14 protein-coding genes are annotated in these 14,403 nt (G+C 71.8%); 7 read left to right on the plus strand and 7 right to left on the minus strand.

The genetic code is table 11. From position 1 onward, the window contains the following. Position 1: 1 nt before the first annotated feature. On the minus strand, positions 2-892 hold the full coding sequence (locus PQS31_RS11145; protein WP_272762803.1) for a LysR substrate-binding domain-containing protein: 891 nt from the start codon (positions 890-892) through the stop codon (positions 2-4). A gap of 132 nt (positions 893-1,024) precedes the next feature. Between PQS31_RS11145 and PQS31_RS11150 the strand changes: the two genes are divergently transcribed. Further along, positions 1,025-1,714, plus strand: a complete 690-nt coding sequence (locus PQS31_RS11150; RefSeq protein WP_272762804.1) for an NAD(P)H-dependent oxidoreductase — start codon at positions 1,025-1,027, stop codon at positions 1,712-1,714. Positions 1,715-1,727: 13 nt separating this feature from the next. On the opposite strand, the gene PQS31_RS11155 is transcribed toward PQS31_RS11150, so the two are convergent. Beyond that, positions 1,728-2,153 carry a hypothetical protein gene (locus tag PQS31_RS11155; RefSeq protein WP_272762805.1) on the minus strand — a complete coding sequence of 142 codons (426 nt, stop codon included), beginning with the start codon at positions 2,151-2,153 and terminating at the stop codon, positions 1,728-1,730. Between the two features lie 195 nt (positions 2,154-2,348). On the opposite strand from PQS31_RS11155, the gene PQS31_RS11160 reads away from it, so the two are divergent. After that, a complete protein-coding gene (locus tag PQS31_RS11160; protein WP_272762806.1) occupies positions 2,349-3,722 on the plus strand; it encodes a VOC family protein in 1,374 nt (457 codons plus the stop codon). Between the two features lie 118 nt (positions 3,723-3,840). On the opposite strand, the gene PQS31_RS11165 is transcribed toward PQS31_RS11160, so the two are convergent. The 5 genes from PQS31_RS11165 to PQS31_RS11185 are packed head-to-tail and all read right to left on the minus strand — an operon-like array spanning position 3,841 to position 9,253. After that, complete coding sequence (locus PQS31_RS11165) at positions 3,841-4,461, minus strand: response regulator transcription factor (RefSeq protein WP_272762807.1); 621 nt, start codon at positions 4,459-4,461, stop codon at positions 3,841-3,843. 51 nt (positions 4,462-4,512) lie between these two features. Next, positions 4,513-5,676, minus strand: coding sequence for a histidine kinase (locus tag PQS31_RS11170; protein WP_272762808.1), 1,164 nt, complete (start codon positions 5,674-5,676; stop codon positions 4,513-4,515). Next, positions 5,673-7,490, minus strand: coding sequence for a CIA30 family protein (locus PQS31_RS11175; protein ID WP_272762809.1), 1,818 nt, complete (start codon positions 7,488-7,490; stop codon positions 5,673-5,675). Before PQS31_RS11175 ends, PQS31_RS11170 begins: the two co-directional genes overlap by 4 nt. A 45-nt stretch (positions 7,491-7,535) precedes the next feature. Further along, on the minus strand, positions 7,536-8,306 hold the full coding sequence (locus PQS31_RS11180; RefSeq protein ID WP_272762810.1) for an ABC transporter permease: 771 nt from the start codon (positions 8,304-8,306) through the stop codon (positions 7,536-7,538). After that, positions 8,306-9,253 (minus strand): ABC transporter ATP-binding protein, encoded by a 948-nt coding sequence (locus PQS31_RS11185; RefSeq protein ID WP_272762811.1) that lies wholly within the window; start codon positions 9,251-9,253, stop codon positions 8,306-8,308. Before PQS31_RS11185 ends, PQS31_RS11180 begins: the two co-directional genes overlap by 1 nt. A 232-nt stretch (positions 9,254-9,485) precedes the next feature. On the opposite strand from PQS31_RS11185, the gene PQS31_RS11190 reads away from it, so the two are divergent. From PQS31_RS11190 to PQS31_RS11210, 5 genes are read left to right on the plus strand one after another with little or no spacing between them, the layout of a single operon-like run. Then, positions 9,486-10,727, plus strand: coding sequence for an efflux RND transporter periplasmic adaptor subunit (locus PQS31_RS11190; RefSeq protein WP_272762812.1), 1,242 nt, complete (start codon positions 9,486-9,488; stop codon positions 10,725-10,727). 40 nt (positions 10,728-10,767) lie between these two features. After that, the gene (locus tag PQS31_RS11195) at positions 10,768-11,460 is read left to right on the plus strand and encodes an ABC transporter ATP-binding protein (protein WP_096210694.1); all 693 of its coding nucleotides are present in this window, start codon (positions 10,768-10,770) and stop codon (positions 11,458-11,460) included. Positions 11,461-11,485: 25 nt separating this feature from the next. After that, positions 11,486-12,643, plus strand: a complete 1,158-nt coding sequence (locus PQS31_RS11200) for an FtsX-like permease family protein (protein WP_272762814.1) — start codon at positions 11,486-11,488, stop codon at positions 12,641-12,643. Positions 12,644-12,697: 54 nt separating this feature from the next. Then, entirely contained in the window at positions 12,698-14,008 is a 1,311-nt protein-coding gene (locus tag PQS31_RS11205; protein WP_272762815.1) for an ABC transporter permease, read from the plus strand. Next, complete coding sequence (locus PQS31_RS11210) at positions 14,005-14,313, plus strand: hypothetical protein (RefSeq protein WP_272762816.1); 309 nt, start codon at positions 14,005-14,007, stop codon at positions 14,311-14,313. Before PQS31_RS11205 ends, PQS31_RS11210 begins: the two co-directional genes overlap by 4 nt. The last annotated feature ends 90 nt before the right edge of the window (positions 14,314-14,403 follow it).

A 14,403-nucleotide genomic window follows, 5' to 3' on the forward strand; every position in this document is an offset into this window, starting at 1 on the left:
ATCAGTCGGCGCCGGGCAACGCGAGCCCCAGAATCCAGTCGCGGACCTCGGCGATCCAGGGATCGCCGGCGCGGCGCTGCGGATACACCAGATGGAAGCCCGGGGCGTCCATGACCGGCCCGAAGGGCTGGACCAGCGCCCCGCTGCCGAGCTCGTCGGCGATCAGGGGCAGGCTCATCAACGCGATGCCCTGGCCGCCGAGCGCGGCCGAGATCACGTGGGTTTCGTCGGAGAACACCGGGCCCGCGCCCGCGGCCTCGTCCGGCAGGCCTGCGAGCCGGTGCCAACGGGGCCAGTCGATGACGCCCGACACCGACCCGGTGGGCGCGAAGTGCAGCAGCGTCACGGCGCGCAGATCCTCGATGCCGGCGATGCCCAGTGTCGGGCTGCAGACCGGCGCGAAGACGTTCGTGAAGAGCAGGTGCGCGGCGAGTCCCGGCCAGTGCCCGTCGCCGTAGCGGATGGCCAGGTCCGCGCCTCCGCCATCGAGCGCGACCGGGGCGTGCGAGACGTGCAGATGCAGGTCGAGTTCGGGGCAGGCCGTGGTCAACAGGTGCATGCGCGGCACCAGCCAGCGGGACGCGATGCCGGGCGTGACACTGAGCGTGAGCGCGCGCCTGGCGGGGGCGCGCAGACGCGCCACCGTGTCGGCGATGCCGTCGAAGGCGGAGGCGAGGGCGTCCTGCAGCTCGCGGCCCTCCGCGGTCGGCTCGAGCTGACGCGGCCGGCGCACGAACAGGCACAGCCCGAGTTGCTCTTCGAGGTTGCGGATCTGGTGGCTGATCGCGGCCGGCGTGACCGAGAGTTCGGCCGCCGCCCGCTTGGCACTGCGCAGCCGGGCGGCGGCTTCGAAGGCGCGCAGCGCGGACAGCGAGGGCAGGCGTCTGGACATGCGGTCTCCGGTTCGCACGGATGAATCCATTTCATCCATTCGGCAAGAAAACATCGTTTGTCAGCGTACGGGACGGTTCCCAGTATGTCCGACACGGCCTCTCGGCTGAACCTGACTCACCCGGAGACAACCATGACGACGCTTCTGCACCTCGATGCCAGTGCCCGCCCGGGCCTGGCCGGCCTTCACGTCCACGGCTCGCATTCGCGCGCGCTCAGCGCCCGCTTCGTCGAGCGCTGGCGCCACGCCGCGCCCGGCACCCGGGTGTTGCGTCGCGACGTCGGGCAGTCGCCGCCCGCCCACGTCGACCACGCCTGGATCGAGGCCGCCTTTACCGCACCGGCCGATGCCACCGACGCCATGCGCGCACGGCTGGCGGAAAGCGACCGGCTGATCGACGAGCTGTTCGCCGCCGACGTGATCGTGATCGGCACCGCGCTCTACAACTTCGGCATGCCGTCCACGCTCAAGGCCTGGGTCGACAACATCGTGCGCGCCGGCCGTACCGTCGACATCGACCCGTCCCAGGCCGACCCCTATACGCCGCGTCTGGCCGAGCCCGCGCGCACGGCCGTGATCCTGGCCGCGCGCGGCGGTCACGACCAGGACCCGGGCGGCGCCTGCGCGCACATGAACCACCTCGAGGCGCATCTGCGGACGGCGCTCGAGTTCGTCGGCATCCGCGACGTCCGTTGCGTTGCGGTCGAATACCAGGAGGCCGGCGGCACCTTGCTGGAAGAGTCGGTGGCGGCGGCGCAGCGCGCGGTCGATGCGCTGGTGGACCAGCTGGTGGCGAGCCGGCCGATGGCGCGGGTCGCCTGAGGCCCGCGCCGCGTCAGCGCAGCCAGCCGCGCCGCGCGGCGGTGCGCGCGAAGGCCCAGATCGCGAAGATCATCAGCAGCAGCACGGCCGACATCACCAGGCCGGCCATGCCGCTGACGGCCCACACCGGGGCCAGCGCATAGCTCGCGAGCGTCTGCACCACCGCGGCGAGCAGCGAGACCAGCAGCATCGGCGGTGCCCAGCGCCGCGCGATCAGCAGCGCGATCGAACCGGCGGTGCCGGCGATCACCGCCAGCCCGAACACGCCGTCGACCCAGGCCGGCAACGCCGCGTCGAGCACCTGCTGCTCGGGTGGCAACAGCGCGGCCTGCTCGGGCGTGACCGCGATGCGCAGCACGAACACCAGCAGGCCGAACAAGTTCCACAGCAGCGCGGTCAGCGCGATCACGCGGGCGCCCAGTGGCATCGGTGACGACATGGCAGCGGCCCGCGACGTGCCCGAGCGGCACGGCACGAGGGTAGCAGCCGCGCGCGCGCGGGCCGTGCGGCGGCGCGGCGCGCGTGATTCCCGGCGCCCGGCGCCGATGCCGTCGCGGCTCCGGTTTCCGCGCGGACGCGCGGCAGGCGAAAATGCACGGTCCGCCGGGCCGCGCCCGGTGCCAGCCCGGTTCCGATGTCCGCCTCCCCGCACCTGCACCTGCACCCCGACGAGATCCGCCATCTGTTCGCCCAGGCCATGTCGCGCATGTACCGCGACGAGGTGCCGCTGTACGGCGATCTCATGGACCTCGTGGCCGAGGTCAACGCCGCCACGCTCGGCGCCGATCCCGCACTCGCGGCCCGCCTGCAGCGCAGCGATGCGCTCGACCGCCTCGACGCCGAGCGCCACGGTGCGATCCGCGTGGGCACCGCGCGCGAGCTGGCCACGCTGCGCCGGTTGTTCGCGGTGATGGGCATGCAGCCGGTCGGCTATTACGACCTGGCCGTCGCCGGCGTGCCGGTGCACGCGACCGCGTTCCGTCCGGTCGAGGACGCATCGCTGGCGCGCAATCCGTTCCGGGTGTTCACCTCGCTGCTGCGGCTGGAGCTGATCGAGGATGCCGCGCTGCGCGAGACCGCCGCGGCGATCCTGGACGCGCGCGAGATCTTCACCCCGCGCGCGCTGGCCTTGATCGAGCGCTTCGAGCAGGCCGGCGGCCTGACCGCCGACGAGGCCGCCGAGTTCGTCGCCGAAGCACTGGAAACCTTCCGCTGGCACAGCGAGGCGACCGTGTCGCATGCGACCTACCAGGCGCTGCTGGCCGCGCACCGGCTGATCGCCGACGTGGTCTGCTTCCGCGGCCCGCACATCAACCACCTCACGCCGCGCACGCTGGACATCGACGCCGCGCAGGCCGCGATGCAGGCGCGCGGCATCGACGCCAAGGCGGTGATCGAAGGCCCGCCGCGGCGCCGCTGTCCGATCCTGCTGCGCCAGACCAGCTTCAAGGCGCTGCAGGAGCCGGTGCGGTTTCCCGCCGGCGACAGCGCCGATGCCGGCACCCACACCGCGCGTTTCGGCGAGATCGAACAGCGCGGCCTCGCACTGACGCCGAAGGGCCGTGCGCTCTACGACACCCTGCTCGCCCGTGCACGCGAAGCCGACGGCGCCGGCAGCACCGGCGATTACGCATCGCGTCTGGCGGCGGCGTTCACCGCGTTTCCCGACGACGACGACACGCTGCGCCGCGAGGGCCTGGGCTATTACCGCTACGCGCTGACCGAGGCCGGCCGTGCCGATCCGTCGGCGGTGACGCGCCTCGGCATCGACGCTGCGATCGCCGCCGGCCTGGTGAGCGCCGACCCGGTGGTCTACGAGGATTTCCTGCCGGTGAGCGCGGCCGGCATCTTCCAGTCCAACCTCGGCGGCGACGAACAGCGCGCCTATGCCGCGCAGGCGAACCAGGCGGCGTTCGAAGCGGCGCTGGGCGCGCCGGTGCAGGACGCTTTCGCCCTGTACGCGCAGATCGAACGGACATCGCTCGCGGCGGTCGGGCCGGCGCGCTGACGGGGCCGGGTCCGGGCCGGGCATGCGACGCGCCCGCCTGCGCGTTCTCGCTCCTCCCCGGTGCTTCGTTTGCGGGCGGAACGGCCCGATGCGGCCGGGCGCGGCATGCTGCGCCCGTCTACAGCCAGCCCTTCTGGCGCGCCAGGCGATAGGCCTCGATACGGTTGCCCACGCCCAGCTTGCCGATCGCCTCGGAGAGGTAGTTCCGCACCGTGCCGTGCGAGAGGTGCAGCTGCGCGGCGATTTCGCTGGCACTCATGCCCTGCCCCGCCAGGCGCAGGGCCTGGCGCTCGCGATCGCTGAGCGGGTCGGGTTCGCTCCAGGCATCGAGCGCCAGCTGCGGATCGATCGCGCGCCCGCCCGCATGCACGCGCCGCAGCGCATCGGCCAGCTGCTCCACCGGCGCGTCCTTGAGCAGGTAGCCGGCAACGCCCGCATCCAGCGCGCGGCGCAGGAAGCCGGCCCGCGCGAACGTGGTGACGATGACCACGCGCACCTGCAGTTCGTGGCGCTGGATGCGTTGTGCGAGTTCGAGCCCGTTCAGCCCGGGCATCTCGATATCGGTGAGCAGAAGATCGGGCGACAGCCGTTGCAGCTCGCGCCATGCGGTTTCGCCGTCGCCGGCGCTGCCGACCACGGTGAGATCGTCCTCGAGATTCAGCAGCGCGGTCAGCGCGCCGCGCAGCATGGCCTGGTCCTCGGCGATGAGGATGCGCAGGGGCGCGTCGGCAGTGGGCATGCGGGACATCGCGGCGACGTTAGCAGCCGCACGCGCGGATGGCGACGCCGCTCAGACCGGTCGCCCCTGCGCCGGTACGAACGCCTCGAGGCAGGTGCGTCCGGGCCGACCGTCGATCTGCAAGCGGCCCTCCAGCGCGGCCAGACGTTCGCGCATGCCGGCGATGCCGGTGCCCGGCACCATCGCGCCACCGCGTCCGTCGTCGACGACGCGCAAGCGAACCCCGCCGCCGTCGCGTGCGAGTTCGATCCGGGCACGGCGCGCCCGCGCGTGGCGCTGCACGTTGGTCACCGCTTCACGCAACACCAGCGCGAGTGCGCTCTCGGCGTCGGGGGCGAGATCCTCGCCCAGCGCGTCCTGCGCCACGGCGACGTCGAGCTCGATGCCGTCGGTCTCCAGCAGCAGACGCGCGGCGGCGAGTTCGGCCGCGATGCGCGCGGCACGGATGCCACTGACGGCCTGGCGCATCTGCGCGAGGGCATCGCGTGCGATGTCGCCGACCTCGCCGATCTCGCGCCCGGCCGCTGCCGCGTCGCGGTCGACCAGCTTCGCCGCCAGGTCGGCCTTCAAGGCCACCATCGCCAGCGTGTGGCCGAGCAGATCGTGGAGGTCGCGCCCGATACGCTCGCGCTCGGCCACGGCCGCCAGCCGCCGCACCTCGTCGTGCGACAGCCGCAGCGCGGCGTCCTGGCTCTGCTTCATCCGTTCCACGTGCACCAGCACGCCGATGACGAGCGTGGTCACCGGCATCCACGCCAGTGCCGTCCAGGGATAGCCCAGCCACCGGGCCCAGACCACCAGCAGCAGGTTGAGCGCGGCCAGCATCAGGAGATAGCGCCACAACGCGTTGCGGGTGACCGCGCCGAGAAACACGCACCCGAACACGAAATAGCTCAGGCCCGAGACATACCAGGGCAACAGCACGATGCACAGCGCGATCATCGCCAGCGCGCACCACGGCGCGCGCCGCCGCGGCCACAGCAACGCGCCGCAGAACAGCGCGAGGAAGACCGGATACGACAGCAACGTCAGCAACGCCCAGCGCAGGTCGTAGCCGTACGGCGAGAACATCGGCACGACGAACACCCACACCGACCACAGCGCGTGGATCAGCTCGCCCCATGCGGGCCGGCCCTGGGCGAGGGCCAGGCCGAGCACCGAATCCGGGGCAGGCCGGTGCGCGCGTGCCCACCACGTGGCGACGTGGCGATTCATTCCACCGCCACGTCGTCGAGCGCGAACTCGAATGCACCGGCCGGCACGCCCGCCGTCCATGCGATGCCGCGCACCCGGGTCAGATCGGCACCGGCGAAGTCCGCGAGCGACAGACGCACCTGCGTCCATTCCGGACCGGCGACGAAGGCCTGCACGGCCGGCATCGCAGCGTCCGGCGCGCCGGAGAACAGCATCGCGCTGTACGTGCGCCCGTCACCGCGCACGCGGAACACCAGCGTCTCGCGTGTCGACAGATCCACCGGCTGCATCGGCTGCGCGGCCGGGAAGAACATCATGCCCGACCACGGAAACGCGAAGCCCGGTCGCACCTCGCCGCGCACCTGCAGCGCGCCGTCGACGACGGTGTGGGCGACGATCGAGGCACCGCCGGCCATCTGGTCGGTCGTCGGCGTCCAGCTGCCGAAGCGCGCGGACAGGCCGTCTTCGAAATCACTGACCCGCCCGTGCGCCGATGTGACCTCGGCCCCGGCGGCCTCCGCGGCCGGTGCGTCGAGCGCCACCGCATGCCCGTTCTTCCACACGCCGGCGATGCGCCGCGTGGCGGTGATGTCCTGCAGCGGGTCGCCGTCGACGAGCAGCAGATCGGCACGCTGCCCGGGCGCGATGCGGCCGCGGTCGGTCAGGCCGAAGCGCTCGGCCGGCCAGGTGGTCGCCGCGGCCAGGGCCTCTTCGGGCGCCAGGCCGGCGCGCACCAGCAGGTCCAGCTCCGCGTGCAGGCTGGCGCCCTGGGCCGTGCCGGGGTTGGGCGCATCGCTGCCGGCGAGGATCGTGATGCCGGCGCCGTGCAGGCGGCGCACGCTGGCGATCGCGTCGTCCAGCCGCCGCGGGGCCGCGGGCAGCGGAAACGCCGCGTCGAGCGTGCCGCGCTGGGCGACCGAAAGACGGGGGGCGATCGCCGGATCGGCGCCGAGACGCGCCGCCTCGCCGGCGCCTGCCACCGAAGCGATCACCACCAGCGTCGGCACCACGAAGACATCGCGGCGCGCGAGCGCCTGGACCAGTCCGGGCTCGACCGGCGCATCGTCGAAGATGTGCACCAGGCCGTCGACGCCGGCCGCGACCACCGCCCGCGCACTGTCCTGCGTGGAGACGTGGGCGACGGCGAGGCGATCACGCGCGTGCGCCGCCCGTACGGCGGTCTGCACCTGGTCGGCATCGAGCGTGGGAATGCGCCGGTCGCCGTAGCCGCGCATGTCCTCGACGATGAGCTTGATGAAATCCGCACCTTCGTCGATGCGCTGCGCAGTGAACGCCTCGACATCCGTCTCGGCCGTGACCGCCGGCACCGCGAAGCCGTACTGCGTGCCGTGCCCGCCCTCGGCGGTGACCGCCGTCCCGGCCGCCCACAGGTCGGCGAGGCCCGCGTTGCCGAGGTCGTCGCGCTGCGCGCGCAGTGCAGCGAGCCGGTCGGACACGCCGTGCATGTCGAAACCGCTGGTGACGCCGAAGCGCAGCATGTCGGCCTGCGCCTCGCCCCAGGCGTGCACGTGCGCGTCGATCAGTCCGGGCAGCAGGGTGCGGCCGCGGCCGTCGATGCGGTCGATGCCGTCCGGCACGGCGACGTCCGCGTCGACCGCGGTGATGCGGCCGTCCTGCACGAGCACGGTGCCGCGTTCGATCACATCCGTGCCGTCGAAAATGCGCACGTCGCGAATCGCGAACTGCGGGCCGGCCCCGGCTCCGGGGGCCGCGTGTGCGTCCATCGCGGACGCCCCGCCCAGCAGCGTGACCAGGACGCCGGTCACGATGCTGCCCAGCACGTGCCGCCGTGCACGCGTCGTCTGTCTGTGCATGTCCGTCTCCCTTCCGTTGATGCGCGTGTGCGGCACGCGCGGCCGTCAACCCGCGCGCGTGAGTCGCCGCATCGCCAGCGCGGCAGCGCCGACGCCGACCCCCGCGAGCACCCCCGCATGCGCCCAGATCGCGCCCCCGCTGCCCTGCCCCACCACCTGCAGCGCGATCTGCGCCAGATGATAAGCCGGCCACACCGGCGCGAGCCGGGCGAACACGTCCGGCAGCATCGACAGCGGCAGCCACAACCCGGACAGGAAGGCCATCGGCAGGAACAGCAGGTTGACCCAGGCCGGCGCCGCGTTCGCGCTGGACACGCTGCCCAGCAGCAGGCCGATCGCACAGAACGGCAGCGCGCCCAGCACCGTCACCGTCCACAGCAGCGCCCACTGCGCCGCGGGCAGCGACACGCCGCCGAAAACGCTGGCCAGCAGCGCGAGCTCGAGCACGATGCAGAGCGCGAACAGCATCGCGATCAGCATCCGCGCCACCAGCCATGCGCTCGGCGGCGCCGGCAGCGCGCGGCGCAGGGCGAAGAAGCCGCGTTCGCGATCGATCGCCAGCGTGACCGAAAAACCGAACAGGCCCGCGCCCATCGCCCCGAAAACGCCGTAGGTCGCCAGCAGGTAGCGCGCCGCCTCGGCGCTGCCGCGCGCACCGAGCAGCAGGCCGAACATCGCGTAGAACAACGCCGGGAACACCAGCGTCGGAATGATGTACATGGGCTCGCGCAGCAGACGCAGCAGCTCGCAGCGCGTGTCGAGCAGATAGCAGCGCCACAGGGCGACGCGTGCGCCGGTGTCGATCGTCGCGTCCATCAGGCGGCCTCCCGGTCCGAGGTGGGCATGGTGTCGGCGGGCGCCGTCATCGCGACGAAGGCGTCGGCGAGACCGGCACGCTGCACGTCGAGATCCGCAAGCTGCGGGTCGGCGTCGAACAGCCGGCGCAGCACCGGCTCGGCCTGCTCCACGAGCGCGACGAGATGCCCGTGGGCGGTCTCGGCGCTGCGCACACCCGGCCAGCCCGCGACCACGTCGGCCGGCAGGTGCGTGACGCAGCGGATGCGCCGGTGCGCGACTTGGGCACGGATCGCGTCGACCCGGCCGTCGGCACACACCCGGCCTGCATGGAGCACGACGACACGATCGGCCAGTGCCTCGGCTTCTTCCAGATAGTGCGTGGTCAGCAGGATGCCGACGCCGTCGGCGACCAGGCTCCGGATCGCGCGCCACACCTGCCGGCGCGCGGCGATGACGAGGCCGGTGGTGGGTTCGTCGAGAAACAGCAGCTGCGGCCGTCCGCACAGCGCGAGCGCGAACTGCACCCGGCGCTGCTGTCCGCCCGAGAGCCGGCCGTACCGCCGGTCGAGCAGACCGTCGAGCCCGGCCAGCGCCACGCAATCGGCCACGCTGCGCGGCTGCGGATACCAGCTGCGCGCCAGCGCCAGCAGTTCGCCCACCTGGAGGCGCTCGGGCAGCTGCGCCTGCTGCAGCATCACGCCCACCCGCCGACGTGCCTGCAGTTCCGTCGGCGCGCGGCCGAACAGCGTGGCCTCGCCGCTGTCGGCCGGCTGCAGCCCGAGCAGGATCTCGATGGCGGTGGTCTTGCCGGCACCGTTGACACCGAGCAGCGCGGTCACGACGCCGGGGGCGAGGGTCAGGTCCACGCCGCCCAGCGCCTGCACGGTGCCCCGGCGGCGGTGGACGTCCCGCAGCCGCGCGAGCGGTTGCGGGTGGGCATCGGGACGGGATGTGGCTGGATGCATATCGGGTCCTCCGTGTGTGGCGGCCAGTGTCGGCAGGCGTGCGCGGCCCGGGCAGTCGCGGGTGTCATTGCGCTGGGGTGACAGTCGTCAGATGACCCCCGAAGCGGATGCGCGCAGACTGGCCCTCACCCGGCCGGCGCCGGCCGACGAAGTTGACTTCCGGCAGGTTGGATCGCCCGCAGCGCACGGTCACACTCGTGCCCGTTGTCCCGTCCTGCTCGACATGGAACCCATGAACACCAAGGCCGACCTGCTCAACGAACTCCGCATCGACCGGAAGGCGCCGCCCGAACCGCCGCGGCGGCGCGGCCTGTGGCTCGTGCTCGCAGGCGTCGTGCTGCTGCTCGTGCTGGTGGCCGGCTGGGCGCTGCTGGGACGCGACGGCGGCGTCGAGGTGCGTACCGCGCCGGTCGTCGCCCTCGGGGCCGGCGGCGCGAACGCCTCGGTGCTCGATGCCACCGGCTACGTCGTCGCCCGTCGCACTGCGACGGTGTCGGCGAAGATCACCGGCCGCGTGCGCGAGGTGCGGATCGAGGAAGGCCAGCGCGTCGAGGCGGGTGACGTCATGGCCACACTCGATCCGATCGATGCCGACGCGCAGCGCGCGCTCTCGGCCTCGCAGCTGGCCGCCGCGCGCAGCCAGACCGGCAGCGTGCAGGCGCAGCTGGCCCAGGCCGAGGCCGATGCGGCGCGGCTGGCGTCGCTGGTCGACCAGCAGCTGGTCTCGCGCGCCCAGTACGACCAGGCCGTCGCCCAGCGCGACGCGCTGCGCGCGCAGCTGGTCACCGCGCAGCGCAACGCGCGCGTGGCGGCGGATTCGCTCGCGATCGCGGATCTCGGTGTCGACAACACGGTGGTGCGCGCGCCGTTCTCCGGCGTGGTCACCGCCAAGGCCGCGCAGCCGGGCGAGATCGTCTCGCCGCTGTCGGCCGGTGGCGGTTTCACCCGCACCGGCATCGGCACGATCGTCGACATGGATTCGCTCGAGATCGAAGTGGACGTCGGCGAAGCCTTCATCGGCCGCGTGCAGCCGAAGATGCCGGTCGAGGCGACGCTCAACGCCTATCCGGACTGGAAGATTCCCGCCGAGGTCATCGCGATCATTCCCGCCGCCGACCGCGGCAAGGCGACGGTGAAGGTACGCATCGCGATCAAGGAAAAGGACGCGCGCATCGTGCCCGACATGGGCGTGCGGGTGAGCTTCCTGGAGGCGCCGAAGGCCGAAGCCGCCGAACAACCGCGCGGCGTGCGCGTGCCCGGCGCGGCCATCGTGCAGCGCGACGGCGCCGAAGTCGCCTTCGTCCTCGGCGAGGACAACACGGTCGCGCAACGCGCGCTCGAGACCGGCATCGCGCTCGGCAACGACCGCCAGGTGCTGTCGGGCGTCACCGCCGGCGAGACCGTCGTGCTCGACCCGCCCGACACGCTGGCCGACGGCGCGAGGGTGCGCATGGCCGACACCGCCGGCCGCTGAATCCACACATCCACCGAGCAGCATCCATCCGGAGTGCGCCATGTCGTCCCTCGTCAGCATCCGCAACCTGCACAAGACCTACCAGCGCGGCCCGGAGAAGGTCGACGTGCTGCACGGCATCGACCTCGACATCCCGCGCGGTGATTTCGTCGCGCTGATGGGCCCGTCGGGGTCGGGCAAGACCACGCTGCTGAACCTGATCGGCGGGCTGGACACGCCGACGTCCGGCGAGATCGAAATCGAAGGCGAGCGCATCGACCGCATGAGTGCCGGTCAGCTGTCGAACTGGCGCAGCCGCCACGTCGGCTTCGTGTTCCAGTTCTACAACCTGATGCCGATGCTCAACGCGCAGAAGAACGTCGAGCTGCCGTTGCTGCTCACGTCGCTGGGCGCGGCCCAGCGCAAGCGCAACGCCGAGATCGCGCTCACCCTCGTCGGCTTGGCCGAACGGCGCACGCACAAGCCCAACGAACTCTCGGGCGGCCAGCAGCAGCGTGTGGCGATCGCCCGCGCGATCGTGTCCGACCCGACCTTCCTGATCTGCGACGAACCCACCGGCGATCTCGACCGCCAGAGCGCGGAGGAGATCCTCGGCCTGCTGCAGGAACTCAACCGCGAGCACGGCAAGACCATCGTCATGGTCACCCACGATCCGAAGGCCGCCGAGTACGCCACCCACACGATCCATCTCGACAAGGGCGAGCTGGTCGACGCACCGCTCGGCGCGCACTGACCCGCCGCAATCCGGAGACGGCACGATGAAATACCTGTCGCTGGTGTGGGCCCAGCTGTTCCGCAGCAAGACGCGCACGCTGCTGACGCTGTTGTCGGTGGTGGCGGCGTTCCTGCTGTTCGGCATGCTCGACTCGGTACGCGTGGCGTTCAACTCGGGCGGCAGCGTCGACGGCGCCAACCGGCTGATCGTCGCCTCGCGGCTGTCGATCACCCAGTCGCTGCCGGTGCGCCTGCAGGCGGAGATCGAGGCGATCCCCGGCGTGCAGCAGGTGACGTACGCGATGTGGTTCGGCGGCATCTACCAGGACCAGCGCAATTTCTTTCCGAACTTCTCGGTCGCGCCGAATTTCTTCGACGTCTACGGCGAGTACGAGGTGCCGCCCGACCAACTGCGGGCCTTCCGCGACACGCGCGCCGGCGCGGCCGTCGGCGAGGCGCTGGCGAAGAAGTTCGGCTGGAAGATCGGCGACACGATTCCGCTGCAGGCGACGATCTTCCCGCGCGGCGGCAGCAACGACTGGCCGCTGGAGCTCAAGGCGATCTTCCGCGTCAAGGACCGCAGCAACGTCGGCGCCGAGAACCAGCTGATGATGAACTGGGCCTACTTCGACGAGTCCAACGACTACATCAAGAACCAGGTCAGCTGGTTCACCGTGCAGCTGGCGAACGCCGACCAGGCATCGCGCGTGGCCCAGGCCATCGATGCGCTCTCGGCCAACTCCGACCGCGAGACCAAGTCGCAGACCGAGTCGGCGTTCCAGCAGGCCTTCGCCAAGCAGTTCGCCGACATCGGCCTGATCGTCACCGCGATCATGGGCGCGGTGTTCTTCACCCTGCTGCTGCTCACCGGCAACACGATGGCGCAGGCGGTGCGCGAGCGCATTCCCGAACTGGCCACGCTCAAGACGCTGGGCTTCAGCGATGCGACGGTGCTGGTGCTGGTGATGGTGGAATCGGTGCTGCTGGTGGTGATCGGCGGCCTGGTCGGCCTGGGCCTGGCGTCGGCGATCATGCCCGGCGTCAGCGCGGCCAGCGGCGGCGTGATCGCCCTGCCCACGGTGCCGGCGCAGACCTGGCTGATCGGGCTGGCGCTGATGATCGGCATCGGCATCGTCGTCGGCGTGCTGCCGGCGCTGCGCGCGCAGCGGCTGAAGATCGTCGACGCGCTGGCGGGGCGCTGACGCCATGACCCTGCGCATTTCCTTCCGTGGCACGACGAACCGGATCGGACCGACATGAAAAGCCCGTGGCTCTGGAATCTGCTGTCGATCGTCGCGCTGATCGTCGGACTCGTGGTGTGGGTGCTGCTGCCCTGGTACGGCGTGCTGGCGATCGCGGTCCTCATCGCCCTGTGGCTGGTGCTCACGCGCGGCGGCCGCCTGGCGCTTGCGGCGGCGCGCATCGGGATCGGCAGCCTGCCCCAGCGCTGGGGCGCATCGTCGGTGATCGTGGTCGGCATCGCCGGCGTGGTCGGTGTGCTGGTGGCGATGCTGGCGATGGGTGAAGGCTTCAAGGCGACACTCGACAGCACCGGCGACGACACCTCGGCCATCGTGCTGCGCGGCGGCTCGCAGGCGGAAACCAATTCGGTGATCACCCGCGACCAGGTGCCACTGATCGGCACGCTGGCCGGCATCGCGCGGGATGCCCAGGGCCGTCCGCTGCTGTCGCCGGAGCTGTCGCAGGTGGTCAATCTGCCGTCGAGATCCGACGGCAGCGACGTCAACGCGCAATTCCGCGGCGTGGGCGAGGCGGCCTGGGCGGTGCGCGAGCGCGTGCGGGTGATCGAAGGCCGGCGGTTCTCCCCGGGCCTGCGCGAGATCGTCGTCGGACAGGGGGCACGCGGCCAGTTCCGCGGGCTCGACGTCGGCAGCACGCTCAACCTCGGCAACCAGCAGTGGACGGTCGTCGGCGTGTTCGCCTCGGGCGATGCGCACGACTCCGAACTGTGGACCGATGCCGAGACCCTGGCCTCGACCTACAACCGCAGCGCCTACCAGTCGATCACGGTGCGCACCGAGGGCACGGCCGGCTTCGCCGCGTTCAAGGCTGCGATGGATGCCGACCAGCGCCTGAAACTCGACGTCTCGACGACGCGCGCCTACTACGCCAGGCAGTCCGGCCAGCTCGCCACGCTGATCAACGTGCTGGGCACGGTGATCGGCGCGATCATGGCGGTGGGCGCGGTATTCGGCGCGCTCAATACGATGTATGCGGCGGTGGCGGGCCGCGCGCGCGAGATCGCGACGATGCGCGCGATCGGCTTCCGTGGCCTGCCGGTGGTGGTGGCCGTGATGCTCGAGACGATGCTGCTCGCGCTGCTCGGCGGCCTGCTCGGTGGACTGCTCGCGTGGAGCATCTTCAACGGTTACAGCGTCAGCACGCTGGGCAGCAACTTCAGCCAGGTGGTGTTCCAGTTCAAGGTATCGCCGGAGCTGCTGTGGAACGGGCTGAAGTGGGCGCTGGGCATCGGCCTCGTCGGCGGTCTGTTCCCGGCCCTGCGCGCGGCGCGTCTGCCGGTCACCGCGGCCCTGCGCGCGACATGAGCGGCGCAGCGCCCGAGACCCTGTCGAACGCCGAGATCGCGCGCGAGATCCAGGCGCTGCAGGCGCGTGCCTTCGAGCGTTACGAAGACGCCGCGCTGCAGGCCGAGGCCGATCCCGCGCGGTCCGAGGCCATCTACGCCCGCGCCGAACGCGAGACCGCGCCGTGGATCGCCCGCGCGACCGCGCTCAACGACGAACGTGTGGCCCGCTACCGCCGCCGCGCGCAGCGCTGGCGCAGGGCCGCGCTGTCGGTGGGGATCGTAGGCGCGTGCGTCGTGGTCTGGATGCTGTCGCGCACGGCCTGAGCATCCCGTGGCGCGCGCGCATCGGACGCGTGCGATTTCGCGGACAGCCCATCGCGCCTGCCCCCCGCTGCAGCGAGGCAGCCCGACATG

Origin of the sequence: Luteimonas sp. BLCC-B24 (assembly GCF_028550595.1) — a bacterium.
Lineage (GTDB): Bacteria > Pseudomonadota > Gammaproteobacteria > Xanthomonadales > Xanthomonadaceae > Luteimonas.

Excerpts from the sequence above, each read along its gene's own strand:
- PQS31_RS11190 (WP_272762812.1), top strand. The coding sequence starts at position 9,486 with ATGAACACCAAGGCCGACCTGCTCAACGAACTCCGCATCGACCGGAAG.
- PQS31_RS11150 (WP_272762804.1), top strand. The coding sequence starts at position 1,025 with ATGACGACGCTTCTGCACCTCGATGCCAGTGCCCGCCCGGGCCTGGCC.
- PQS31_RS11180 (WP_272762810.1), bottom strand. The coding sequence starts at position 8,306 with ATGGACGCGACGATCGACACCGGCGCACGCGTCGCCCTGTGGCGCTGC.
- PQS31_RS11185 (WP_272762811.1), bottom strand. The coding sequence starts at position 9,253 with ATGCATCCAGCCACATCCCGTCCCGATGCCCACCCGCAACCGCTCGCG.
- PQS31_RS11155 (WP_272762805.1), bottom strand. The coding sequence starts at position 2,153 with ATGTCGTCACCGATGCCACTGGGCGCCCGCGTGATCGCGCTGACCGCG.
- PQS31_RS11210 (WP_272762816.1), top strand. The coding sequence starts at position 14,005 with ATGAGCGGCGCAGCGCCCGAGACCCTGTCGAACGCCGAGATCGCGCGC.
- PQS31_RS11145 (WP_272762803.1), bottom strand. The coding sequence starts at position 892 with ATGTCCAGACGCCTGCCCTCGCTGTCCGCGCTGCGCGCCTTCGAAGCC.
- PQS31_RS11160 (WP_272762806.1), top strand. The coding sequence starts at position 2,349 with ATGTCCGCCTCCCCGCACCTGCACCTGCACCCCGACGAGATCCGCCAT.
- PQS31_RS11170 (WP_272762808.1), bottom strand. The coding sequence starts at position 5,676 with ATGAATCGCCACGTCGCCACGTGGTGGGCACGCGCGCACCGGCCTGCC.
- PQS31_RS11195 (WP_096210694.1), top strand. The coding sequence starts at position 10,768 with ATGTCGTCCCTCGTCAGCATCCGCAACCTGCACAAGACCTACCAGCGC.
- PQS31_RS11165 (WP_272762807.1), bottom strand. The coding sequence starts at position 4,461 with ATGCCCACTGCCGACGCGCCCCTGCGCATCCTCATCGCCGAGGACCAG.
- PQS31_RS11175 (WP_272762809.1), bottom strand. The coding sequence starts at position 7,490 with ATGCACAGACAGACGACGCGTGCACGGCGGCACGTGCTGGGCAGCATC.
- PQS31_RS11200 (WP_272762814.1), top strand. The coding sequence starts at position 11,486 with ATGAAATACCTGTCGCTGGTGTGGGCCCAGCTGTTCCGCAGCAAGACG.
- PQS31_RS11205 (WP_272762815.1), top strand. The coding sequence starts at position 12,698 with ATGAAAAGCCCGTGGCTCTGGAATCTGCTGTCGATCGTCGCGCTGATC.